This window comes from uncultured Arcobacter sp. (genome assembly GCF_937982575.1).
Taxonomy (GTDB): Bacteria; Campylobacterota; Campylobacteria; order Campylobacterales; family Arcobacteraceae; genus Arcobacter.
Window position 1 is genome coordinate 23393 of sequence record NZ_CALJLR010000008.1, and the last position, 25946, is coordinate 49338.

Below are 25946 nucleotides of genomic sequence, written 5' to 3' on the forward strand. Positions count from 1 at the left end.
AATTTGTATTATGATTGAAGTGTTTTTCTTTTAAACTCTTTAATAATATCAACTTCTCTTTGATAAATATATTTTTCTAAAACTTTTTTATCTGCCAAACTTAAATCAAAGCTCATAACTATTTTAGTAAAGTCATCAGCTTTTTCTATTTTTAGAACACTTGCTTTTGTATCAATTCTCTCTTTATGGGTAACTGTATTGTGGTATGCAGTTGTATAAAAAGTATTAAATCCCAATGATAAGTTAACTTTATCTTCTAGTTTGATTTTTTCATCAAATTGCTTTATTTTAAAAGAGATAGCTTTTGTAGATAAAGAGCTTATATTAAAATTATATCTTTCATTATGATGAAAAATAGTTGCAACAAACTCTTTTTCTGGCACTATTCTTAAAGCTTCTCTATTTTTAGGAGAGCGGTCAAGCTTTTCTAAATCAGTAAAAATTAACTCATTTGTTGATTTGTCATAATCTTTTAATGTAACATTTATAATAGATTTATCAGTTTCAATTGTAGTACTTTTCTGTTCTAATATAGCTTTTGTTTGTACATTTTGTGTCTGTATTTTAATGCTATCATTTTCTATTGATGTGATAATTCCATCATGAACAAGAGGTAGACCCTTGTAGTGATTTATTAAGGTAATAGGTGCTTTACTATTTTTTATTATCTTCAAGTCTTTTAGTAGTTCATTTGTAAACTCTCCATTATCAGAATCTTTCATTAAAACTACTTTTAATAAAGTAGTTGTTAACTGTTGAAAATTAACAGGTTTTTGAATAAAGTCGCATACTCCCATTCTTAAGAATTTCATAACATTTTCAGAGTGTCCATATGCAGAAAAGACTATTATTTTAGATTTAGAATCAAGCTTATTAAGACTCTCTATTAGCTCACCACCATCCATATTTGGCATTTGTATATCAGTTAAGATAATATCTTGTTGGAACTCTTTATATACTTCTAAAGCTTCAAGCCCATCGTTTGCAATATATACTTTTTTAAATAGTTTTTCTAAAAATAGTTTCATCTGCTTTTGGATAGTTAAACTATCCTCGACAATAAGTACAGATAAATCTTTTGCAGACTCTTTTAATTGAATTAAATCTGACATCTACATATCCTTTATAGAAAATTGTATTTCAAAACACGCGCCATATTCTGTGTTTGATACAAGTAACTTTCCATTTAAATGTTTTTCTATAATTGTTTTTGACATATATAATCCCAATCCTGTTCCAACTTGTTCTTTTGTAGTAAAGTATGGATCAAAAATATTATCAATATTTTTAATATCAATACCTCCTGCATTATCACTTATCTGTATTATTACATGGTCATTTTTTATGAACTCATTGATTTTAATAACTCTATTACTCTCTCTTTTTTCAACTAAAATTTCTTTTGCATTTTTAATAATATTTATAAAAACTTGTAAAAGTTCTTGGGTATAAGTATAGACTTGTGTACCTGATTTATAGTTTTGAATAACTTTAATATCACTATTTTCTAACATCTTACCCATTACTTTAAATGTTTCAGCGAAGATAGATTCAACTGTTACTAAATCTTTTTGTTTATTTGGTTTAAAAAAGTTTTTAAAATCATCAATAGTTTGAGATAAATACTCTGTTTGGGAAATGATTTCATCTAGGTTTTCTTTTAAGGACTCACTATTGACCATGTCAAGCTCAATGTCAGCCATAATATTATTTGCACCCATAGCAACGATTGCAATTGGCTGTCTCCACTGATGAGCTATCATGCTAATCATCTCACCCATAGCAGCATGTCTTGATTGGGCAATCATAAGCTCTTCTTTATCTTGTAACTCTTGTTTTAAAAATAACTCTTTAGTTATCTCTTGCTTTATTGCAAGATAGTTAATTATTTCACCCTCTTTATTTGAAAAAATTGGTGAGATAAATGCAAGTTCCCAAAACTCTTCTCCATCTTTGTTTGTATCTTTTAAGGTTCCACTCCAAGTTTTACCACTTGAAATTGTTTCCCAAAGATTTTCATACTCTTCAATTTTTATAAAATCAGATTTGAAAATTCTTGATTTTTGTTTTAATGCTTCTTCTAAAGTATAACCTGTAGTTTTAGTAAAACATGGATTAACATACTCAATCATCCCATTTTTATCTGTTATTATAAATGATATTGGGGCATGCTCAATGGCAACTCTTAGTATATTTAATTCTTCTTGTATTAGATTAATACTAGTTACATCTTGTATGGTTCCTACTGTTTTAACAACTTTATCATCAATAACTTCATGTTCAATATTACAGTTTATGTATCTTATTTCATCCTCATTTAATCTTTTAAAACGATACTCTATATTGTATGGCTTTTTTTCACTTACATTTTGAGTGAGTTTATTAGATACCAAGTCTCTATCTTCTTCATAAACAAAGGTTTTAAATAACTCTTTCATGCCAAATGGGGCATCATTTTCAAGTCCAAATATTCTTCTAATATTATCTGATACTGTTAACTCCATACTTTTTATATCTAAACTCCAATGGGCAAGGTGAGCCATTTTCTCTGCATTTAATAAACTTTCTTGTGAATTATTTAATGATATTTCTAACTCTCTTTGTTCTGTAATATCTGTATGAAAACCTAACATTCTAATTGGGTTTCCACTTTTATCATAAAAAGTTTTACCCCTATCTAATATCCAAACCCAGTGCCCATCTTTATGTTTTAGTCTGTGGATATTGTTATACTGTTCAGTTATACCTTTATGATTATTTGTGATATCTAATTTAGCTTTTTCTAAATCTTCTGGATTAACTAACATTTCCCAAGTATCAAGTTCATTCTTTAGTTCATCAACTTCATATCCAAGCATCTCTTTCCATCGTTTTGAAAAATATACTTCATTTGTAACTAGATTCCAGTCCCATAAACCATCATTTGAGCCTTCAATTGCTAACTTATATCTTTCAGACAACTCTTTTTGTTTTTTTGCCATTTGATTAATAAGTTCTTGTCTACTATATATACTATTTATAAACCACATTAATATTAGTAGAAAAAAGATAGAGATTATTACTAAAATTAGTTTTGTTATATAGGTTTTATCTTGTAGAGACTCATAAAAGATTTTATAATCTTTTGTTGGAATTGTGACTCTAATCCCACCAATATAGTCCCCTACATTGTAATTTTGTATATAGTGACACTCCATACAACTTGATTTTACTTTTAGAGCACCTACATAATTAAATCTTTTTAAATTTTCACTAAATTCAAAATATTCTTGTGTGTTTTCATTCTCAAGTTTATTAAGGGCAAATTTTTCAAATTTATCAGGACTATTTTCTGGATTTATTGGTTTTAGGCTAGTTAATTTATAATAGTAATCTCCACTTTTATTTGATATTTCGGAGATTTGTTTAGTCATCCAGGCATGATTTATTTTTACAAGTTTCTTATTGTCTTTTGTAAAAATGTGATTATTGACTAAGTATTTATTTGGTTTTAATGTATCACTTTGGACATATACTCCATTAAATTGTGCATTCCATTCTCTTGTGTGAATGGTATCCTTAAATTGAGTTCTTGCTTCATTTAGAATCATTTTATTTGAAATATCTATTTGTGATTTTGTACTTATATCAATAAACCTAAAAGCTATTACATTTGCTAATATAACGGAAAAAATTGTAAGTAGTACTGCTTTTGTTTTGCTCATTTGTATTAACCTTATAATTTTGATATCTATTATAGTACATATTATATTTAAGTTATTTAAACCATTGAAATAGCAAGTATTATTTGTTATAATCTCACCTTTAAATGCTTCCTTAGCTCAGCTGGATAGAGCAACGCCCTTCTAAGGCGTAGGTCAATGGTTCGAATCCATTAGGGAGTACCACTTTATATAAAAATTCCCAAAATTTATAAAATATGTTGTTATTGATTTGATTAAAGATTGTATTTATTTGTAGGTTAAACTAGTGGTGGCGCGGGGCAGAATCGAACTGCCGACACAAGGATTTTCAGTCCTTTGCTCTACCGACTGAGCTACCGAGCCACTAGTGGTGGTGAGGGAAGGATTTGAACCTTCGAAGCCGTAGGCGGCGGATTTACAATCCGCAGGATTTGACCACTCTCCAACCTCACCGTTTGTTTGAAGAGTGCAATAATATTCAAACAAAGTTTAAAGTTGTATGAATTTATATAGAAAAGTTATAAAAATTTTGTATATTTTTGCCATTGTTCTAAAAAAGCATCTCTTTTTAAGATAATTGCACCTAAATCAAGTTTATATTGTAAACAGGCATGACCCAAATTCCAAAATCTATAATTGTTATTTTGAAGGTATTTACTTAAAAGTACTAACTGTAGTTTGCCATAATTGTTATACTCTTTTTCTCTATTTGAAAAACCTGTTAAACTTGTGTAAATACTACCTATTTTATATCCAATTTCTGCTGCAATTAAAGTTGAATAGTCTTTGCTATATAGTTCAAAACTTAATAATTCAAAATTATCTTGTTTATTTGAAAAGATATCTAAGAGCATATCTTTATACTCTTTATTTATCCAAGAATCTTTGTGAAAATCATTTATACTCTCAATGACAAGATTGAGATTTTTATTTTTTACAAAAACAAAATCATCTTTTTGCATAAGTTTTTTTACTTTTTTACTTATGTGAAGATCTTCAAAATACAAAACTGCATACTCAAACTGGATTTCAGGTAGTAAGTATGTTTTTTTGTTAGCAAGTGTTGCTGTTGTACTTATAAAACCAGCTTTTGCAAGTTTTATATACATGGTTGGAGAAAAATATTCATAGGCATAATAGTTCTCTTGCATATTTGGATATATATGCTCTTGTAATATTTTAGGATTAGATATTATCTCTTCATCTATTAAATAAATAATAAAATCCTATAGGAAAAAAAATGGTGTTTTTTGAATGTAGTAGCATTAGCTAAGACTTCTTATGTAAGAAGTCTTAGTACTGCTTGTTGATTTATATTATTAGCTTGTGCTTGTCCAAAAGAACCAATTTGAGCCAAAATATTTTGTTTTGAGAAACTAGATACTTCTTTTGCAAAATCAACATTTGAAATGCCTGAAAGTGCTGAACTAGTGTTTACAACTTGTGAAGATAAAGATGTATATGAAGATTCTAGTTGTTGTGCAGTAGAACCTATCTCACTTCTAATATCTTGTAATTGATTAGATGCATTATCAATTGTATCTAAAAATGCTCTTGCATCTTGTGCTGAAAAACTACCATTGTTTAAAAATTGATCTAAACCTAAGCCTTGAGTATTTGATTGTAGTGAATTCAGAGTTGTTGAGTCTCCTGAATCTGTCCCAATTTGTACATTAAAAGGGTTACTTCCACTTTGATCTTCACGACCATTTTGTAAAATAGATTCATTTCCATAACTTGTACTTGAAGCGATATTATCAAACTGTTCTAAAAGTTTATCTATTTCATTTTTAATAATATTTCTTTGATCATCACTTGTTGTATCAGTTGCGGCTTGTAAAGTTTTTTCTCTAATAGTGTTTAGAATATCTGATTGTTCTTTAAGGGCACCATCTCCTATTTGTAAATAAGATAAGGCACTATTTATATTTTCAACACCTTGAGTTAAACCACTTTGTTCATATTTTAGTGCTTCAGAAATAACCAAAAGTGCTGGATCTTCAGCAGCTTTTGTTATGTTCTCATTTTGTGCAATCCGATCTAGCGGACTGGTATTTCTAACTCCCTGAAGCTCTTCTGGTATATATAAATAATTGCTGTAATCATTACCTATAGTCATGAGAGGCTCCTTTCTTTGAGATTTTATTTTATTTTACAATTTATAATATTAAACTAACTTTAAGTAATGTTATTAGTTTTAGTGAGCTTTTATACATAGTGTTAACTTTTTGTTAACTATTCATTGTTTCATAGTTAACCCATACATAGTATAATTTTCTTATAAATAAATAGAATGCGAACTATTTAAGAATACATTTTTATTAAGATTAAAGTCTCCTAGAAAAAATTTAAATCAGAGAAAAAAGGCACTATCAAGGGTTAGGTGCCTTTTTTTATGTCTATACTTTTTTTAAATCAACTATTTTTGGGTATTATGTCAAAATTAATTAAAAGGTTAGAGATGAAAAGAGTATTTTTACAAAATTATAAACCACTAAAATTTAAGTTTTATCAAAATATAGATGATTTTATAGTTACAGAAGAGCCTATAAGATTTACCAATAAAGGTAATTTTATAATTTTAAAGATAGAAAAAGAGAGATTAGGGACTTGGGATTTAATAGACTCACTTGCAAGAAATCTAAATATATATGATAATGAGATAGGATATGCTGGTTTAAAAGATAAAAATGCAACTACCACACAATATATTTCAATCCCAAGAAAATATGCAAAAGATATAAAAAAATTTAGACATCCTAAAATAAAAATCTTAGATACTTTTTTACATAGTACGAAATTAAATATTGGAGATTTATTAGGGAACTCATTTGAAATAAATCTACACGAAGTTGAAGCCTGTGATGTTGGTGTTATTGAAAAAAGACTACGTGAATTTGGGAAAGTGGGAGTACCAAACTTTTTTGGCTATCAAAGATTTGGAAAAGATGTAAAAGAGAACCTTGAAAAAGCAAATAAGATTATTTATGGGGATTTGAAAATTAGAGATAGAAAGTTAGAAAAAATGTTAATCTCTATTTACCAAAGTGATTTATTTAATAAATGGCTTGCAAAAAGAGTAAAAATGTCTGAGGACAAATTTAAATTACTTGATGGTGAAGTGATGAAGTCACTTGATGACCTGAAGTTTTTTACACCAAATAAGATAAATGAAAAAATAATAAGAGATTTTGAAGATAAAAAAATAGTGCCAACAGGACTTTTATGTGGTAGAGAAGTTTATAGAGCTAGAAATGAAGCCCAAGTTATAGAACAAGAGTTTGACGATACATATATTCAAGAGAAGGGTTTACGAAGAGATGCTATTATTTTCCCAGAAAATATTTTTGTAAATTATGATGTAGAGAATAAAAAATGTAAATTAAAATTTAGACTTCCAAAAGCATCTTATGCAACAGTAGTTATTGAAAATATTGCAAATGAGAATTTAAGAGTTTAAGTTTCTTGGGATTTTTATTTGTATATTTACTCCAAAGTAATCTTTATCTTGTATTTTGAAGTTTACGTTTTGAGCACTTATCTCTCCACCAAAATGTTTATCTATAATTTGCTCACTCATATATAAGCCAATACCAGTACCTTGCGATTGATGTTTTGTAGTAAAATATGGTTCAAAAATCTTATCAATTTTTTCTTCATCTATTCCCCCACCATTATCTAAAATAGAAAAGATTACATTATCACCTATCTCTTTGACATCAATTTTTATTAACTTTTTTGGATCTTTTATATTAGTCAAGGCATCTTTTGAATTATTTAAGATATTTAGAAATACTTGTATTAGTTCATTTTTAAATCCAGTTATCTCTATATGCGCACAATCTATTATTAACTCTATACCTTTATTATTTACATTTGATAGTTTAAGTGCATTGTTTAATATGGTTAAGGCATTAAATTTTTCTTTTAATTTACTTTGTTTAAAAAAATCTCTAAAATCATCAATTGTATGAGAAAGATAATTTGCAGCTCTTACAATCAAATCAATAGAATCAAAAAAGAATTCATCATCAAGTTCTCCAAACTCTTTTTTAATCTTTGTACCACTTGCAGCTGTTGTAATTGTTGAAAGAGGTTGCCTCCATTGATGAGCAATATTTTCAATCATCTCTCCCATTGATGCCATTTTTGCTTGTTGGTAAAAAAGTTTTTGTTTTTTATCTAACTCTTCTTTTGCTTTTAGACTATCAGTGATATCTCTGATAATTGCATATATATAAGTTTTATTTGATATTTGAATAGCTGATGCATATATCTCTACATCTTTTATCTTTTCATTTGATAGTTTATGTTTTATTGTAAATATATTTTGTTTATTTTCTAATATTCTTTTTAGTATTAGTTTGAATTCTTTTTCTTCTTGATTATTTAAATCTTTTGCTTTAAGTTTTAAAAAGTACTCTCTTTTATATCCATAAAATTCAATGGCAGCATTATTTACATCAACGATATCTTGTGTTTTAGGGTCAAGAATTAGTTTTATAGCTTTAGAACCTTGAAAAATCTGATGATATCTTTTAGTTAAATCATTTAGCTCTTGGGTTCTTTCTTTTACATCTTTTTCTAAAATAACTGTATATTTTGATCTATTATAAAAATAAATAGTGGCAAAAATAGCTATTATAAAAAAAGCCAATAAGATACCAATTAATTTAATGAAATATTCAAACTCAAGAATATCTGTCAAGCTTATCTCTGTGATATTTTTAAAAATAATAAAATAGCCCATATCAGAATTAGTGATATCTTTTAAGGTATATGTTGTCACAAAATAATTATTTAATATTTTGTACTCTTTTATGTTTATAAACTCTTTAATATCTGTTTGTATAATCTCTTTTAACTCTTTTTTTGCATTTAAATTTGCAACATAATAGTTATCCAAAAAATCTTTTGTAAAAGGCTTTTTGATCTGTTCTTTATATTTTTCATCTACAAGGATTACTAAGTCTAATCCTCTTTTCTCAAAATCTTTTGCTATGGAATTTGTTTTTGTAATAATTTCAATTAAGCCTAAAAATTCATTTCCATTAAAGACAGGAACAATACTTTTGAAAGTCATATCAAAAATTCCTACACTTATAACAGATGATATTTTAGGGTTTTTTAGTAATAAGGGGATTTCTTTTCTAAAAGGTGTAATATCATCATCTTTTTTTGGTGACCAACTTCTATATCTGCTTATTCCATCTTTATCAACTAGATGAATCCATACATTTTTAAAGTTACTATTCTCTTTTATTTTTGAAGATACATTTTTTAAATCTATTTTTAAATCTTTTTTATTTTTTAAAAACTCTTTATATCCCATATTCTCAGATAATGATATGGCAATATTTAAAGTTGAGTTACTCTTGTTTTTAATGGCTCTACTTATTTGTTCTTTTAAGTTATTTGATGTTTGAATATATTTGTTCTGAGTCAATAAATTTATTTCATTTGATAAAAAATAGTCAACAATAATAAATGTAAAAAGTAAACCAAAACCTAAGATAAATAAATATATAGGTTTAAATGTTGAGTACATACAAGATCCTAACTTAAGACGAATGTATATATTATACTCTATATATACTAAAATATAAAATAAGTAAATTAATATTAAATTTTAATGTAAATTAAATTATCCTTTAATTTTGTTTCATAAGTTGTTGAACAATTACACTCTTCCCCCTTTGCCTCTCCACTTACTAAATCAATATCCCAATTATGTAAAGGGCAAGTCACCATAGTCTCATGAACTAACCCTTCACTTAATTTTCCTTTTTTATGTGGACAAAGATTATTTATAGCATGAACTTCACCATTTTTTGTTTTAAAAATTGCTATCTCTTCATCTTTGTAGTATAAAACTCTTGATCCCATACTTGGTATTTCATTTATATTTAATGCAGCTATCCATGTACTCATTTTAATTCTCCTTTGCTTCAAAGCTATGTGATTGTTCTGGGTCTAATACTATTGGTGAAAACTCTTTTGTAAATCCATCTTCAATTGCTTTTGCCCAAGGGTCAACTTGTGCATGTTTTTGTGACTCTTCAAATCTTCTTGCATAAAAATTTACTTTTTCTTTATCTAGCATCACATCTTTTACGTGTTGTAATCCCATTCTCTCAACCCAATGAGCAGTTCTCTCTAAATAATAAGCATCTTCTCTATAAAACTGCATAAAGGCTTTTACATATTCAAGTAGCTCTTCATCTGTTTCTACTTTACATAAAAGGTCTGTTACTCTAACTTTTATACCACCATTTCCAGCAATATGTATCTCCCAACCAGAATCAACTCCAATTACACCTAAATCTTTTATGGTAGCTTCTGCACAGTTTCTAGGACATCCTGAAACTGCTATTTTAAACTTATGTGGAGTCCATGAACCCCAAGTTAGTTTTTCAATTATTACACCCATGCCCATAGAGTCTTGTGTACCAAATCTACACCAAGTATTACCCACACATGTTTTAACAGTACGTAATCCCTTTGCATAAGCTTGACCAGATACAAAGCCACAGTCATTTAAATCTTTCCACATAGGCTCTAACTGCTCTTTTTTAATTCCAAGCATATCTAGACGTTGTCCACCTGTAAATTTTACAGTTGGAACATCATATTTAACAGCAATATCAGCTATATCTTTTAACTCTTGAGGTGAAGTTAATCCTCCCCAAATTCTAGGTACCACTGAATAAGTTCCATCTTTTTGAATATTTGCAAAAACTCTATCGTTTACTAAGGCACTTCGCTTGTCATTTTTGTATTTATCATCATTGTATTTTACAAGTAAATAGTAGTTGATAGCTGGTCTACATTTAACACATCCATCATCCGTTCTCCAATCTAGGGCTTTAAATACATCATAAACAGTTTTAAATTCACCATTATCAATAGCACTTTTTATCTCTTTGTGGCCCAATGTTGTACAAGCACAAATTCCCTCTTCAACGGCATCATATTCATCACCTAAGGTATTAACTAAAATTTGTTCAACTAAACCAATACAAGAACCACAAGATGCTCCCGCTTTTGTACATGATTTTACATCACTTAATGATTTTAAGTCTTTTTCTTTTATAGCAGATACTATATCACCTTTACAAACTCCATTACATCCACATACCTCTTCATCATCACTCATAGAGTTTACATCATTCCCACCATGTCCACTATCTCCAAGGGCTGATTTACCAAAAAGTATTTTTGTTCTTAAATCAGAGATATCAGTCTCTTCTTTTAAAAGTTTTAAATACCAAGAAGCATCGGCTGTCTCTCCATATAAAACCATTCCAATGATTTTATTATTATAAATTACAAGTTTTTTATAAATCCCAACTTTTTCATCAAGTAAGATTAGAGTTTCTGTTGTTTCATCTCCCAAATAATCTCCAGCACTAAATAGGTCAACACCAGAAATTTTTAGTCTTGTTGATAAAGTAGAACCAGCATAAGCATCTGTTTTTTTATCTGCTAAACTCTTTGCTAAAACTTTTGCTTGTTCATATAAAGGTGCTACTAATCCATAAGTATTCCCACTATGCTCAACGCACTCTCCAATTGCATAAATAGAATCATCACTTGTTTTTAAAAAATCATCTACAACAATTCCTTTATTACAATCAAGTCCTGCCTCTTTTGCTAAGGAAGTATTAGGCACTATTCCTGTTGCAAAAACCACAATATTAGAATCAACTAATGTACCATCAGAAAAATTTACTTTTTCAACTATACCATTTCCAAAGATTTCTGTAACAGTAGTATTAAGTTTAAACTCTATTCCATATTTTTCTAAGTTTTGTTGAAGAAGTTTTCCTCCTGTTGTGTCTAATTGTTGAGAAAGAATTGAACCACTTCTATGTACTAAAATAGTTTTAATGCCATGCATAGCAATACCGTAAGCTGCTTCAAGTCCAAGAAGTCCACCACCAACAACTACAGCTGTTTTTTCTTTATCTATTAGTTTTAAGATAGTATCACTATCTTCTTTTGTTCTAAAAGCAATTACATTTTTTAAATTACTTCCAAAGGTATCAGGAATAAAAGGTTTTGACCCAGTAGCAATAAGAAGTTTGTCGTATGATTCAGTGTTGCCATTTTGGCTAGTGATAGTTTTAGAATTTTTATCTATAGATATAACTTTATCACCTTTATGAAGAGATATATTATTTTCCTCATACCAAGTTTGATGGTTGATAATTGTATCTTCAAAACTTTTTTCACCACTAAGTAAATATGAAAGCATAATTCTATTGTAGTTTACATATGGTTCTTCTCCATAAACTGTAATATCATATCTCTCTTTTTCCAATTCTAGTAAATCTTCTATGGTTCTAAGACCACTCATTCCATTTCCAATTACTACTAATTTCTCTTTCACTTTCAGTCCTTTTATTCTTATTGTTTAATTATTACAAAAAATGTATCTTTTTTATTTTATTAGCTGTATATTTTTTATACATTTACCTTAAAATAACATTATATTTTCTAAAATATAGAAAATAAACATGTAAAAACTTCTAATTAAGCTTAAATTTTAATTAAATTTGCTAATAATAAGATTATTATTAACAATAGAATTAAACTTATACTCTGCCAAAAAACTACTGGATTTTTTTCTATAATAGGTGGTGTTTTATTACTTAAAAACTTTTTATTTGGAGTTTTTAAATCAAATAAAAACTCACTAAGTTCTGAATATCTTTCATTGGGATTTACATTTAGAGCTTTTTTTATTGCCCCATCAATCCATAAAGGAAATTCTGGATATAAAGTTGTATATTTCAGTTTGTTTTGTGCGCTTTTTGTTTTTGCCCTTGCAACTTGAACCCCATATGGAAGTTTGTTTGATAGCATCTGATATGCTATTGCGCCAAGAGAAAATATATCAGACTTTACGGTTCCTTCTTCTCCTAAAAAGTATTCAGGTGCAGAATATAAAGCAGTCCCAAGTAAGTTTTCTTGTTCCATAAAAGTATTTATTTCTAAAATACCTTCAATTTTAGTAGAACCAAAATCTATGATTTTTAATGAGCCTGTTTTATCTATTAGTATATTTTCTGGGCGTATATCTTGGTGAATCATCTCTAATCTATGAAATGCCATAAGTCCTTTTGCTATTTGTTCAAGTATATTTCTAACAGTTTCAATTTTTGGTTTAGGATTATCAATCATCCATTGTGTAAGTGTAGTAGAATCAATATATTCAAAAATAGTATATATATAGTTTTGTTTTCTATTTGCAATATAAGCTTTTGCCACATGGGGGTTATTAACTCTTTTTGCAATCCACTCTTCTAGTAAAAAACGCTCTAAATAAGCTTTGTCATTTTGTAAGTCTATTGAGGGAGTTTTTATTACAACTGTTTTATCGTTATCATTATCTTTTGCTAGATAGACATGACTTCTGCTTGTAGCACTTAATTCTCTTATAATAGTATAACCATCAAACTCTTCTCGTGATTCTAAAAGTGGAGGTATTGGTTTAGTTGAAATTTGTCGTTGAATTTCATTAGAATCCTTATCTGGTAAAGAGTTTATTTTTACTATTTGAAGTGTTAAATTATCATCACTATTATTTTCTATAGCTTTTTGAATAATATCTTTTGCAGTTTGATTATAATCTTCACAATTTTCTAAACTTTTATTAATAAATTCTGCATCAACAAACTCATAAACACCATCTGTCATAAGTAAAAAAATATCATCTTTTTCAACCGATACAGTTTCATAATCAATGGCAACTTGAGAATCAATACCTAACGCTCGGCTAAGATAACTTTTCTCATTTGAAATCCATGTTCGATGGTCAGTTGTAAGTTGTTCTAGATTATTGTTTTTTAGCCTATATACTCTTGTATCTCCCACATGGAAGATATGTGCTGTATTTGATTTGATAATTAAAGTACTAAAGGTACATACAAATCCCTTATCTTTATCAAGATGATATTGACTTTGTCTATTTTGAGAATAAAGCCATGAGTTTGTGGCTTTTAATACTTTGTTTGCAGAGTTTTTTACACTCCACGCTTCAGATGTAGAGTAATAATCTTGTAAAAAAGTTACAACTGATAGTTTACTGGCTTCTTGGCTTACCTTACTACTGCTTATTCCATCAGCAATAGCAACAGCTATACCCTTACTTGTAAGATGAGGTTCATTAGGAATATGAACATCATGAAAGTCTTGATTGATTTGTTTAATACCTTTTGTTGAGTATTGACCAATAGATACTTTTAATTGATTATTCATATTATTCCTAATAAATATTTAGAGTTTTACCAAGATTTATAAGGTAAGAACTTACCATTCATCGTGATTTTTACTCTATCTCCTGCTGGATTTTCTTCTTTATCTATATCCATTGAAAAATCAATGGCACTCATAATTCCATCACCAAATTTTTCACCAATAAGCTCTTTGATAGTTTCTCCATAAACACCAACTATCTCATATAGTCTATAAACTACTGGATCTTGAGGTATTGTAAAATCCCAAGTTTTATTTGGAAACTCTTGTAGTACTATAGATACTTCATCACTTAAACCTAATACTTCACAAAGTTTTTTTACATACTCTTCTTTTAAACTGTTCATTCCAAAACAAGCAGATGTAAGAAAAACAGGGGCCAAACCAACTTTTGAAGCAATCTCTTCCCATGATAAGTTAGAACTTTTCTTAGCTAAAATTATCTCTTCAGTCATTTCTAATTTGTTCATTATATATTCCTTTTAAAAGAACTTTATAGGCTTTATGCCTATAAAGTTAATTATGCAGCTTTATTTGTAGATCTATCTAAAGTTCTTTTGGCACCTGTTTTTACATGTGTTGCATAAAGAGTAAGTCCTGTAAATGCTAAACCACCAACTAAGTTACCTAAAGCAACTGGTAATTCATTCCATAATAAATAATCAGCAATAGTAAAGTTACCACCCATGATTAAAGAGAATGGGAATAAAAACATATTAACAATAGAGTGCTCAAATCCCATAAAGAAGAAAAGCATAATTGGCATCCACATAGCTAAAGCTTTACCTGTAACTGAAGTTGAAACCATAGCTCCAACAACACCCATAGATACCATCCAGTTACATAACATACCTCTAATAAATACAGTAAGCCACCCATCTAATCCATAAGCAGAATAACCAACTGTTCTAGCTTCTCCAATACCTGCAACTTTTGCAGCTATTGCTCCACCATCAGTATTAAAGCCATATGTAAAAATAAAAGCCATCATAAATGCAACAGTTAAAGCACCTAAAAGGTTACCCAATGCAACTAGTCCCCAGTTTCTTAGAACCTGATTTACAGTTACTCCTGGTCTTTTGTCTAAAAGTGCTAAAGGCACAAGCATAAATACACCAGTTAAAAGGTCAAACTTCATTAAATAAAGCATAATAAATCCAACAGGGAATAAACAAGCTCCTAAAATAGGAGAACCAGATTTCATAGCAACTGTGATTGCAAATACTGCAGCAAGTGCAAGTATTGCTCCTGCCATATATGCTCTAATTAATGTGTCTTTTGTAGACATATATACTTTTGACTCACCAGAGTCAACCATTTTCGTAACAAATTCAGAGGGGTCTAAATAAGCCATAATGTTCCTTTTTTTTAATTGATTTTTTAAGATAAAGAATTAAAACAAAGAAAGTGAGGAAAAAAATGTGAAAATGATTTTTTTTTGTATATTTTTTATACATTTAAATAAAAGTAGATCAAAATATAATGTTTATAATAATAAAAAGGATTGTTTATCAAAAAATCTATTATTTATCTATTTATATTTTTTCTATTGTCACTATTTTTTATAATTGGTATTACAATTAAAAACTCCTATCAAATTCAAGAGAACTTATTAACAGAGAGTCTAAAAAATAAAGCACTTGCAATATTTAATTTAATTGTTGATATGAGACATTGGAATGCTCAGTATGATGGAGTATATGTAAAATCAGAAAAATTACAACCAAACCCATATTTAGATCCAAACTTTATAAAATCAGAACATGGGGAAACTTTAGTTTGGGTAAATCCAGCTTTTATGACAAGACAAATATCTGATATAGCAAGCAAAAGAGATGGATTTAAACTAAAAATTACAAGTAATAAACTTATAAATAAAAATAATGCACCCGATGAAGATGAGAAAAAAATACTTGATTATTTTGATAAAAATCCAGAAACCCCTTACTCATGGGAGATAAAAGATAATCAATTTAAGTTCATGGGAGCACTTAAAACTGAAAAAGCATGTCTGACATGTCATTCTAAACAAGGTTATAAAGTAGGAGACATTAGAGGTGGAATAAGTGTCACTTTTGATGTTGCAAATGAGTTTGAGCAATTAAGTGAGATAAATAAAGAAAAAACACAAACTATTATTTTCTTAATTATTGCAGCAATTGGAGCTTTAATTACTTTACTTATACATGAAAGTATGAAAAGAAAAGATGAGATTAAAATATCAAAGTTAAATGAATCCCTGGAAGTAAAAGTAAATGAGCTAGATGAGTTTAATAAAACCTTACATAAAAAAGTACAAGAAGAGGTGAAAAAACAAAGGGAAAAAGAGAATTTATTAATACAACAATCAAAAATGGCAGCACTTGGTGAAATGATAGGAAATATTGCACACCAATGGAGACAACCAATAAGTGCAGTAAGTGCCATAATGATGAATATAAAATGGACAGCAATTTCAGAAGGCATGAATAAAGAGTTTATAGATGAGAGAATGAAAGAGGCAAATGAACAGTTAAGTTATATGTCTCAAACAATAGATGATTTTAGAAACTTTTTCAAACCAAACAAAGAAAAAGAGTTTTTTGATTTGGATTTAGAAGTTAGAAAAACCTATAAAATACTAAAAGATACCTTGCAACACAACAACATAAATTTTCAGATTTTTTCAAATAAGGAGATTATGGTTTATGGATATCCAAGTGAGTTTTCTCAAGTGATATTAAATATCATCTCAAATGCAAAAGATGTTTTAATAGAACGAAATACAGATAAACCCAAAATAGAAGTACATATCTTAAAAGATGAAGAAAATATATATTGTAAGATTTGTGATAATGGTGGGGGAATAGAAGAAAAAAATATAAATAAAATCTTTGAACCATACTTTACAACTAAAGAGTTGAGAGGAACAGGCATAGGACTATATATTTCAAAAGAGATAATAGAAAAACATATGCAAGGTTTATTGGTAGTGAAAAATAATGAGCTTGGGGCAGAGTTTATAATCTCAATACCCATAAAAGAGGAAGAAGCATGATGGATATAATACCAAGATTAAAAAGTAAAACAATTCTTTTAGTAGAAGATGAAAAAGTTATAAGAGAAAATATCGCTTCAATGTTAAAATTCTTTTTTAAAGAAGTTTACATCGCAATTGATGGCTATGATGGTATTGATAAATATGAAAACAATCTTCCAGATATAGTAATGACTGATTTAAAGATGCCAAATATGGGTGGTTTTGAATTAATCTCTGAACTTAAAAATCGTAAATCAACTGCCTTTACTATTATAGTGTCTGCTCACACAGATACTGATTTACTTATAAATGCCATACACAATGGAGTAGATAGATATATAGTCAAACCAGTATTAGAAGATGATTTATTTGATACCTTTAAAGCCTTTTTAGAAAAACTTGATAATGTTATGCCCCAAGTTATAAAGTTGAGTGACAACTTATCAATAGATATTGATAAAAGAGAAGTAATCTCAAATGGAGAGTCTATTCACTTAAATAAAAAAGAGAATATGCTTTTAAAACTTTTATGTAAAGATTTTAATAAAACTATTTCCTATGAAGAAATAGAGTATCAAGTTTGGGGAAGTGAGTCTATGAGCCTATCTGCAATAAGAAGTGTTGTTAGAGATTTGAGAAAGAAGACAGGGCAAAATTATATTATAAATGTTTCGGGGGTTGGATATAGATTGAAATAATTTTCAATCTATATTTATATTCTAGTAATACTCTTAACTCTAACTGCACTATGATTATAATCTGGTTCAAATGATTCTTTATCTACCAAGTCAAGTGTAAGATAGTTGATTTTTTTTACACTTACTGGGATAAAGATAGTTTTTTCTCTTACATCAGGTGTTACTTTTGCTTCTAAAGTAATTTCCCCTCTTGCAGAAGTTACATCTACCATATCTCCATTTTTTATCTCTAAGTCTTTTGCATCATTTGGATTTATTTCTACATATTCTAGAGGTTTATATTTTTTCAGCTTATCTACATGTGCTGTTTTTGTACCACTATGCCATTGATCTCTTGTTCTTCCTGTTAGAAGAATAAAAGGAAACTCTTTTGATGTTTTCTCCGATAAGTTTTCATTTTTTACGAAATGTATATTTGCTTTTTGATTTGTAGTTAAGTATTTATTATCTTTAAATAGATTTTTTCCCCATATAAAAGTATCCTCTTTCATTTTATGTATATCTAGATGTTGATTTGTACTTATTTTTGTCATCTCTTGAAATTCTTGGAAAATTTCTTCTACATTTTCATAATTAAATGAGTCCTTTAATCCAAGCTCCCAAGCTATGAGTTTGAAAACCTCCCAGTCAGGTTTACAATCGATTGATGTTCTTGTTACTTTCTTTTGTTTGGTTATTGTTCTATCCATATTTGTTTGTGTTCCATCTTTTTCTCCCCAAGGAGCAGCTGGAAGTTTTATGTGTGCAAAGGGTGAAGTTTCTGAATTCTCATAAGCATTTACTTCAACTATTAATGGAATATTTTTAAAGGCTTCTTCTACTTTAGTTCTATTTGGAAGATGGTATATTGGATCTGTATGTGAAATTATGAGGATTTCAATATTTCCTTTTAAAGCTTCATCAACAATCTCACATGAAGTTAGCCCTCTTTGATTTTTTATTCCTGATGTTTTCCAAAACTCTTCAACCTTTTTTATTGACTCTGGTTCAAAATCCAAATGAACGGCAAGTGTTGTAGACAAACCTCCTACTTCTCTTCCACCCATAGCATTTGGCTGACCTGTTAGTGAAAAAGGTCCATTTCCTGCTTTGTTTATTTTTCCAGTGATTAGATGCATATTTATAAGACTTAAGTTTTTATCCACACCTTGAACACTTTGATTTAGTCCCATTGTCCATGCACTTATTATGTTTTCATTTTCATAAAATAGTTGTATAAACTCTTCAAACTGCTCTTTTGACAAACCAGTTCTTTTTAGCATTTTTGTTTTTGCTTCCCTTGAGAGTTTATTTTTATATATATCAAAGTTGTTCGTATACTTTTCTATATAATCCATATTGATTTTTTCATCATTAATCAATCTTTGGCAAACAAGATTAAAAAAGTCTATATCACTTCCCACTTTTATTTGTAAGTGCAAATGGGCAGCATTTGTAGTTAGAGTAACTCTAGGATCTATTACTACAAGTTTTAATCCTCTTTTTAACTCTTTTTTGATTTTATTAAAAAATACAACATGTGCTTCTGCAGCATTTGAACCTACAAGAATTAGTAAGTTTGCTTTTTTAATATCTTTCATAGAGACTGGTACATAATCAACGCCAAATGCTTTTTTATGAGCTACTACTGCACTTGCCATACATGTTCTACTATTGGTATCAACATTATTTGTATTTATAAAACCTTTTGCCAATTTATTAGCAATATAGTAATCTTCTGTTAAAAGTTGTCCAGAAAGATAGAATGCTATTTTTTCAGGATTGGTTTTTTTTATTTTTGATGCTATATATTTAATTGATGTATCCCAATCTATTGTTGTAAATTTACCATCTTGTTTTATTTGAGGTCTTAATAACCTCGATGATGTTTGTATCGTGTGAAGTTCAGAAACTCCTTTTGCACATAATAACCCTTCATTAGTAGGATATGATATGTCGCCAACAAGTTTAGATGTATCAAACTCTATTCCACAACCAACACCACAATAACCACATACAGACTTAATCATTTTAAACCTTTTTATTATATATGATGTAATTATACAATAAAATTCATTAAAAATTAAGAATAACTGTATATAAAATATACAAATAAGTTGAAATTTACATTAATAAATAGTATATAATTTCTCCATCGATTATTTAAAATGAATAAATTCAAGGAGAAAAGATGTTAAAACAAGTGTTAAAAATAGGTCTTGGGATTTCAGTTGTAGCTTCTACATTGATGGCAACTCCCGAAAAAACTAAATTAAAAATAGGTTTTATTGCATTGACTGATTGTGCTCCATTAGTAATAGCAAAAGAAAAAGGTTTTTTTAAAGAAGAAGGCTTAGATGTACATGTTTCAAAAGAAGGTGGTGGTTGGCCTGGAATTCAACAAAAAGTTATAAGTGGAGAGTATGATTTTTCACATGCACTTGCTGGTATGCCTATTGCTGCAACTTTAGGAATAAATGGAAATGCACACTTACAAGCACTTTTATCACTTGATTTAAATGGTAATGCAATTACTTATGGTAATAACATTATAAAAGAGATGGAAAAATACGGATTAGATAAAACAAAAAGACCAGTAAGTGCTGAGAGTTTAAAAAAGTATATTGATGCAAAACATAAAGCAGAAGGTTCAAACTATTCTCCACTAAACTTTGGAATGGTACATCCAGTTTCAACACATAATTATGAGTTAAGATATTGGATGGCATCTAGTGGAATTAAGCCTGATGAAGATTGTACAATCAAACCTTTCCCACCACCTACTATGCCATCAAACCTAATTGCTGGAAATATAGAAGGATATTGTGTTGGTGAGCCTTGGAATTCTCGAATTGTTCTTAAAGGAGCAGGAAGTGCGTTAGTTACAAATTATGATATTTGGAACAATAATCCAGAAAAAGTTTTACAAGCAAGAGCAGATTTTGTTAAGAAAAATCCAGAAACTACAAAAGCAGTTATGAGAGCAGTTATAAAAGCTCAAATGTGGTTAGATGCTTCTTGGGAAAATAGAGAAGAGGCTATTAAGTACTTGGCTAAAAACAATTATGTAAAGGCACCAGTTAATGTTTTAAGAAAATCAATGAGTGGAACTTTCCTTTATAACAAAGGTGTAGATTCTGCAAATCCTATGTTTAATGTATTTGCAAATGATTATGCTGCATATCCCTTTTATTCACATGGTATGTGGTTTATCACTCAAATGTATAGATGGGGACAACTTGACCATGCAGTTAATATGAAAGAAGTTATAGAAAAAGTTTATAGACCTGACTTATTTGCAGTTGTAGCAAAAGAGGTTGGATACTCTTTACCAGAATCTCCTTGGAAAAAAGATGGTGTTGATGAATATAACAAATTCTTAGATGGAAAAGTATGGGATCCAAATAAAGCAGTTGATTATATTTATGACTTTAAAGTTCAAAACTCTTTAGTATCAAAAGAAGAGTTAGCTAAAGCAAACAAATGGATAGTTGAAACAAAACAACCAGCATATGTTTGTCCTTATGGACCAGCAGGATGTGCAGATCCGAAGTTTGTAACAAAAAAATAACTAAAAGAGGAAATTTTCCTCTTTTATGATTACTGATATTAATGCTTGATTTACTCTCCTTTTTTCAAGCATTAATATGAGTAATTACTTTTAAAGTAAGAACGAAAGGTAAAAAATGAATAAAAATAGGTTAAAAAATATTGTGCTTCCAGCTATTGTTTTTTTTATAATAGTAGCTATATGGTCAACGATTGCACAAAATGTCCACAATTTTCCAACACCAGCTGATACTTTTGTACATGCATTTGGTGGAACAGATAGTAATGGCGATGAGGTAATCGGAGTTTTGTCTGATCCCTTTTATGTGGAAAATCAAGATGACAAAGGTATTTTTTGGCAAGTAGTAAGTTCACTTGAGAGAGTTTTTGCTGGATTTATTTTGGCAATTATTATAGGTGTTCCTGTGGGATTATCAATTGGAATGAGCAAAAATTTTCAAATTGCGTTAGAACCATATATTCAGATTTTTAAACCGGTATCTCCATTGGCTTGGTTACCTCTTTTACTTTTCGTATTTCAAGATATAAATGCGACAGCTATTTCAACAATTTTTGTTACCTCAATATGGCCAATTATTATAAATACTTCACTTGGAGTTAAAAGTGTAAGTGAAGATTATATGAATGTGGCAAAGGTTTTACAATTTACTCCACTAGAAAAAATTAGAAAGATAATTTTACCAGTTGCCGTTCCATATATTTTTACGGGTATGCGATTAAGTCTTGGTATTGCATGGCTTGTAATTGTAGCAGCTGAGATGTTAACGGGTGGTATTGGTATTGGATTTTGGATTTGGGATGAATATAACAATCTTAACTACTATAATATCATTATTGGTATCATCATTGTTGGGTTGGTTGGATTTTTATTGGACATTATTATGGGAAAAATTGCAGATTTTTTTGATTATAGAAAGAGAGTTTAAAGATGGAAAAGAAATTTTTGAGTTTAGAGTTTGTAGATAAAGTTTTCCCTTTACCAAATGGAAAAGAGTATGTGGCAGTTAAAGATGTAAATTTACAAATCAAAAAAGATGAAATAGTATCAATAATTGGACATAGTGGTTGTGGTAAAAGTACTTTATTAAATATGATTGCTGGACTTGATACAGTAAGTTCTGGAGGAATATTTTTAAATAATAAAGAAGTAAATGGACCAGGACCAGATAGAGCAGTTGTTTTTCAAAACCATTCATTATTACCTTGGCTAACAGTTTTTCAAAATATTGAATTAGCAGTTAAAAAAGTAATGCCAGAATTAAGTAAAAGTGATCTTGAAGAGAGAGTTGATAAATTTGTTGACATGGTTAATTTAACACATGCTAGAGATAAGTTTCCAGGAGAGATATCTGGTGGTATGAAACAAAGAGTTGGAATAGCAAGAGCTTTATCTATAAGACCAGAAGTTTTACTTATGGATGAGCCTTTTGGAGCACTAGATTCTTTAACAAGAGCAAATCTACAAGAGCACTTAATGAGAATACAACAAAGTGTAAAAAATACAGTTATTATTATCACACATGATATTGATGAAGCTGTTTTATTAAGTGATAGAGTTGTAATGATGACAAATGGTCCAAGCGCAACTATTGGTGAAGTTTTAGAAGTAAACTTACCACATCCAAGAAACAGAGTTGAGCTTCAAAAAGATTCAGAATATATTAGATGTAGAGAAGCAATTTTGAGCTTTCTTTATGAAAAATTTGCAAAAGAAGATGAGTAAAATTAAAGTAAGTAAACTTACTTTAATTTTATATATTCATCGTGGATATAAATTGTATCATCAAAAACTATAACTTTATCCTCTTCATCAAAAGAGTAATCATAAATTTTATCAGTTTTAAAATCTTCAGAGATATTTACTATATAACCTTGTGATTCTAAAGCATATATTGAACTTCCAAAAGCTAATGCATAAAATTTAGCAAATTTATATTTTTTTCTATTCATTATATTTAATGAAATATCTGTTTTAATTATTTGACCATCAATTGTTGCTAAATATATATCAGTTCCATGAGAGATGATATCTCTTAAGTCATACTCTTTTATATTTAAAACGCCATCCCCTACAGAGATGATTTTTTTTGAACTTGCTGCTATTAAAGTATTATTTACCACAGTTAAATAGATGATATTGTTAAACTTATTATCTGCATCAACAATGATATTTCTAACTACTTTATAGTTTTGAGCAGATACAACTAATATTTTTCCATCAAGTGTTGGAAATAGTATTAAGTTTGACATGAAAAATGGAGCTGCAATTCTATTATCATTTGCTAGGGATTTTGTTAGGTACTCTTTAAATAAAATTTTACCATCTCTTAAATCATAAGCCATAATTGAATTATCACTATTAACTAAAGCTAAAATATCATCTTTCATACTTGCTGCAACAACTGCAGTATTTGTTACTATTTCTTTATCTGCAACAAAAATCTTATCTTTTATATTTGTAGAGATAACTTTTCCCTCATTTAAGTTTAAAAACTCAAAGCCTTCAGGAAGTTTTATATTTGAAACACCCCTAGAACTAATAAATTGTCCATTATCTAACGTTGCACCATCTCTATTAAATGATTTTATACTAGAGCTTATAGACTTACTATCTTGATTAAAAGATGAAGTATCTTCAGGTTCAAAATACTGTTTTTTAGAACAAGCAGTAAATAGTACGATTGCTGAAATTAAAATTAGTAAATGTTTCATTATATACCTTTATTTTGTTATTAAATAGTGCTCTAAAAGTGCAACTAAATCTGTAACTTGTGATGTCTCAGGAATCATTTTAAGAGCATCTCTTGCCTCTTGATATTTTCCTGTTTGAGCTAAAATAAGTGCTCTATTAAATATTGCAAACTCTTTTAATAAAAAGTTCTTTTCCATAGAAACATCATTTAGTTTTTTTACATTTTGCTCTTTTATAGCTTTTTCATATGCTAAGAGTTCTTTAAAAAATTCTGTATTTATTGAAATATCTTTTTTCTGTGAGTTAAATAATACTATTTCATATAGTCTAGTATTTAAGCCTTTTAAAGTCTCTAAAGCTTTTTCATCATTAGGATTTTTTAATAACTCTTGAAAAACTATATTTGCTTTTATTTTGTTTTGTTCTTTTAGATATGAAGTTACATTTATAGCTATTACTGCTACAACAATTATTACAACAGCAGATATAATTAATAGCTTGTATTTTTTGAAAAATCTTTCTAGTCTTACAAAGCCTTCTAAAAATTTTTCTTCACTATTAAGCTCTTCTTTTACGAAATCCATATTCTCTTTTAAACTCATTGATTAACCTTCTAAAAAATTAGCTATAAGTGTACAAAAATTTTCATAAAATCTTACTTTTATAAAAAATTATATATAATACAAACCTATTAAAGTATTGGGGTTAAGATGAATAAAATTATATTATCAATTATTGTTTTAGTATTTTCATTAAATTTTTTATATGCAGAAGATAATACGGATAAGAAAGATGCACAAAGCAGATTTGAATCTTTATCAAAATTAACAAATGTAATTGGAACTGTTGAAAAATATTATGTAGATGAATTAAAGTTACAAGAGATAGTGGATAAAGCCTTAAAAGGTTTGATGCAAGAGTTAGATGCACATTCAACTTTTATGGATAAAAAATATTTCAAAGAGATGCAAATTCAGACAAATGGTGAATTTGGAGGATTGGGTATAACTGTTGGTATGAGAGATGGCGCTTTAACTGTTATTTCACCAATTGATGGTACTCCTGCATATGAAGCTGGTGTTAAATCAGAAGATATTATTTTAAAAATTGATGATAAGTCAACTTTAAATATGACTTTAGATGAAGCTGTTGGACTTATGCGTGGAAAACCAAAAACACCTATTTCCTTAACAGTTGTTAGAAAACTTGAATCAAAACCTATAACTATAGAGATTATTAGAGATATTATTAAAATTGAATCTGTAAAATCAAAAACAATAGGAAAAGATATTTTATACCTAAGAGTTACAAGTTTTGATAAAAATGTTACAGATAGCTTAACAGAAATAATTAAAAAAAGTAAAGATACAAAAGGTATTGTTTTAGACTTAAGAAATAATCCAGGTGGACTATTAACACAAGCAATTGGAGTAGTTGACCTGTTTGTTGATAAGGGAATTATAGTTTCTCAAAAGGGTAGAGATAGTGAAAATGAAGAGGTATTTAATGCAAGTTACTCAAATACACTTTCAAGAATGCCTTTAGTTGTATTGGTAAATGGTGGTAGTGCTTCAGCTTCAGAAATTGTAAGTGGAGCATTGCAAGACCATAAAAGAGCAATTTTAGTTGGACAAAAAACATTTGGAAAAGGTTCAGTTCAAGTTGTATTACCAATTACTTCTGACAAAAGTGAAGGTATAAAATTAACTATTGCTAAATATTACTTACCAAGTGGAAGAACTATTCAAGCAACCGGTATTAGTCCTGATATCATTTCATACCCAGGGGCTGCTGTTCAAGCTCCAGATATGGATTTTGCTATAAAAGAAGCGGATTTGAAAAAACACTTAGAGAGTGAATTAGAAAAAGTTGATGGTAAGGTAAAAAAAGTAGAAAAAGTTAAAGATAAAAAAGGTGATGATAAGGTTATCACAGAAGCTGATGCTTTAAAAGATAATCAATTAAAAACTGGGATTGATATATTAAAAAGTTTAATAATTACAAATAAATAAAACGATGACAATCTATAAATTAGATGTAAAAGA

Annotated in this window: 20 protein-coding genes and 3 tRNA genes; 8 read left to right on the plus strand and 15 right to left on the minus strand. The window is 28.6% G+C overall.

Annotated elements, in window-relative coordinates:
* Positions 1 to 8 precede the first annotated feature (8 nt).
* Positions 9 to 1112 (minus strand): response regulator, encoded by a 1104-nt coding sequence (locus tag Q0617_RS07995; protein WP_298752248.1) that lies wholly within the window; start codon positions 1110 to 1112, stop codon positions 9 to 11.
* Complete coding sequence (locus Q0617_RS08000; protein ID WP_298752250.1) at positions 1113 to 3704, minus strand: PAS domain-containing protein; 2592 nt, start codon at positions 3702 to 3704, stop codon at positions 1113 to 1115.
* A gap of 106 nt (positions 3705 to 3810) precedes the next feature.
* On the opposite strand from Q0617_RS08000, the gene Q0617_RS08005 reads away from it, so the two are divergent.
* Positions 3811 to 3887, plus strand: a tRNA-Arg gene (locus Q0617_RS08005).
* Positions 3888 to 3970: 83 nt separating this feature from the next.
* Here the strand turns inward: Q0617_RS08005 and Q0617_RS08010 are convergent.
* The 4 genes from Q0617_RS08010 to Q0617_RS08025 form a co-directional block, all read right to left on the minus strand.
* Positions 3971 to 4046, minus strand: a tRNA-Phe gene (locus tag Q0617_RS08010).
* 5 nt (positions 4047 to 4051) lie between these two features.
* Positions 4052 to 4136, minus strand: a tRNA-Tyr gene (locus Q0617_RS08015).
* A 65-nt stretch (positions 4137 to 4201) separates the two neighbouring features.
* Entirely contained in the window at positions 4202 to 4834 is a 633-nt protein-coding gene (locus Q0617_RS08020) for a hypothetical protein (RefSeq protein WP_298752251.1), read from the minus strand.
* 128 nt (positions 4835 to 4962) lie between these two features.
* Positions 4963 to 5802 carry a flagellin gene (locus Q0617_RS08025; protein ID WP_298752253.1) on the minus strand — a complete coding sequence of 280 codons (840 nt, stop codon included), beginning with the start codon at positions 5800 to 5802 and terminating at the stop codon, positions 4963 to 4965.
* Positions 5803 to 6078: 276 nt separating this feature from the next.
* Between Q0617_RS08025 and Q0617_RS08030 the strand changes: the two genes are divergently transcribed.
* Positions 6079 to 7143, plus strand: a complete 1065-nt coding sequence (locus tag Q0617_RS08030) for a tRNA pseudouridine(13) synthase TruD (RefSeq protein ID WP_298752254.1) — start codon at positions 6079 to 6081, stop codon at positions 7141 to 7143.
* On the opposite strand, the gene Q0617_RS08035 is transcribed toward Q0617_RS08030, so the two are convergent.
* The 6 genes from Q0617_RS08035 to Q0617_RS08060 form a co-directional block, all read right to left on the minus strand.
* Positions 7132 to 9231 carry an ATP-binding protein gene (locus Q0617_RS08035; protein WP_298752255.1) on the minus strand — a complete coding sequence of 700 codons (2100 nt, stop codon included), beginning with the start codon at positions 9229 to 9231 and terminating at the stop codon, positions 7132 to 7134. The genes Q0617_RS08030 and Q0617_RS08035 overlap by 12 nt on opposite strands.
* A gap of 74 nt (positions 9232 to 9305) precedes the next feature.
* The gene (nirD, locus tag Q0617_RS08040) at positions 9306 to 9614 is read right to left on the minus strand and encodes a nitrite reductase small subunit NirD (RefSeq protein WP_298752256.1); all 309 of its coding nucleotides are present in this window, start codon (positions 9612 to 9614) and stop codon (positions 9306 to 9308) included.
* Between the two features lies 1 nt (position 9615).
* Positions 9616 to 12075 (minus strand): nitrite reductase large subunit NirB, encoded by a 2460-nt coding sequence (gene nirB, locus Q0617_RS08045; protein WP_298752257.1) that lies wholly within the window; start codon positions 12073 to 12075, stop codon positions 9616 to 9618.
* Positions 12076 to 12224: 149 nt separating this feature from the next.
* Positions 12225 to 13946 carry a bifunctional protein-serine/threonine kinase/phosphatase gene (locus Q0617_RS08050; RefSeq protein WP_298752258.1) on the minus strand — a complete coding sequence of 574 codons (1722 nt, stop codon included), beginning with the start codon at positions 13944 to 13946 and terminating at the stop codon, positions 12225 to 12227.
* Positions 13947 to 13972: 26 nt separating this feature from the next.
* On the minus strand, positions 13973 to 14413 hold the full coding sequence (gene cynS, locus Q0617_RS08055; RefSeq protein ID WP_298752261.1) for a cyanase: 441 nt from the start codon (positions 14411 to 14413) through the stop codon (positions 13973 to 13975).
* A gap of 50 nt (positions 14414 to 14463) precedes the next feature.
* Positions 14464 to 15297: a formate/nitrite transporter family protein gene (locus Q0617_RS08060; RefSeq protein ID WP_298752264.1), complete on the minus strand. Its 834-nt coding sequence runs from the start codon at positions 15295 to 15297 to the stop codon at positions 14464 to 14466.
* 195 nt (positions 15298 to 15492) lie between these two features.
* On the opposite strand from Q0617_RS08060, the gene Q0617_RS08065 reads away from it, so the two are divergent.
* Together Q0617_RS08065 and Q0617_RS08070 are read left to right on the plus strand one after the other, a co-directional pair.
* The gene (locus Q0617_RS08065) at positions 15493 to 16980 is read left to right on the plus strand and encodes a DUF3365 domain-containing protein (RefSeq protein ID WP_298752265.1); all 1488 of its coding nucleotides are present in this window, start codon (positions 15493 to 15495) and stop codon (positions 16978 to 16980) included.
* Positions 16977 to 17660, plus strand: a complete 684-nt coding sequence (locus Q0617_RS08070; RefSeq protein ID WP_298752267.1) for a response regulator transcription factor — start codon at positions 16977 to 16979, stop codon at positions 17658 to 17660. Before Q0617_RS08065 ends, Q0617_RS08070 begins: the two co-directional genes overlap by 4 nt.
* Before the next feature lie 14 nt (positions 17661 to 17674).
* Here the strand turns inward: Q0617_RS08070 and Q0617_RS08075 are convergent, their stop codons facing one another.
* Complete coding sequence (locus tag Q0617_RS08075; RefSeq protein WP_298752269.1) at positions 17675 to 19669, minus strand: molybdopterin oxidoreductase family protein; 1995 nt, start codon at positions 19667 to 19669, stop codon at positions 17675 to 17677.
* 161 nt (positions 19670 to 19830) lie between these two features.
* Here Q0617_RS08075 and Q0617_RS08080 point away from each other — a divergent pair, with 161 nt between their 5' ends.
* The 3 genes from Q0617_RS08080 (at position 19831) to Q0617_RS08090 (ending at position 22932) form a co-directional block, all read left to right on the plus strand.
* A complete protein-coding gene (locus Q0617_RS08080; protein WP_298752270.1) occupies positions 19831 to 21210 on the plus strand; it encodes a CmpA/NrtA family ABC transporter substrate-binding protein in 1380 nt (459 codons plus the stop codon).
* Between the two features lie 115 nt (positions 21211 to 21325).
* Positions 21326 to 22135, plus strand: a complete 810-nt coding sequence (gene ntrB / locus Q0617_RS08085) for a nitrate ABC transporter permease (RefSeq protein ID WP_298752271.1) — start codon at positions 21326 to 21328, stop codon at positions 22133 to 22135.
* A 2-nt stretch (positions 22136 to 22137) separates the two neighbouring features.
* Complete coding sequence (locus Q0617_RS08090; RefSeq protein ID WP_298752273.1) at positions 22138 to 22932, plus strand: ABC transporter ATP-binding protein; 795 nt, start codon at positions 22138 to 22140, stop codon at positions 22930 to 22932.
* A gap of 17 nt (positions 22933 to 22949) precedes the next feature.
* On the opposite strand, the gene Q0617_RS08095 is transcribed toward Q0617_RS08090, so the two are convergent.
* Both Q0617_RS08095 and Q0617_RS08100 read right to left on the minus strand, forming a co-directional pair.
* Positions 22950 to 23921, minus strand: a complete 972-nt coding sequence (locus Q0617_RS08095) for a hypothetical protein (RefSeq protein WP_298752274.1) — start codon at positions 23919 to 23921, stop codon at positions 22950 to 22952.
* Between the two features lie 9 nt (positions 23922 to 23930).
* The gene (locus Q0617_RS08100; protein WP_298752276.1) at positions 23931 to 24503 is read right to left on the minus strand and encodes a hypothetical protein; all 573 of its coding nucleotides are present in this window, start codon (positions 24501 to 24503) and stop codon (positions 23931 to 23933) included.
* Between the two features lie 108 nt (positions 24504 to 24611).
* Here Q0617_RS08100 and Q0617_RS08105 point away from each other — a divergent pair, with 108 nt between their 5' ends.
* Entirely contained in the window at positions 24612 to 25913 is a 1302-nt protein-coding gene (locus Q0617_RS08105; RefSeq protein WP_298752278.1) for a S41 family peptidase, read from the plus strand.
* Positions 25914 to 25946: the final 33 nt, after the last annotated feature.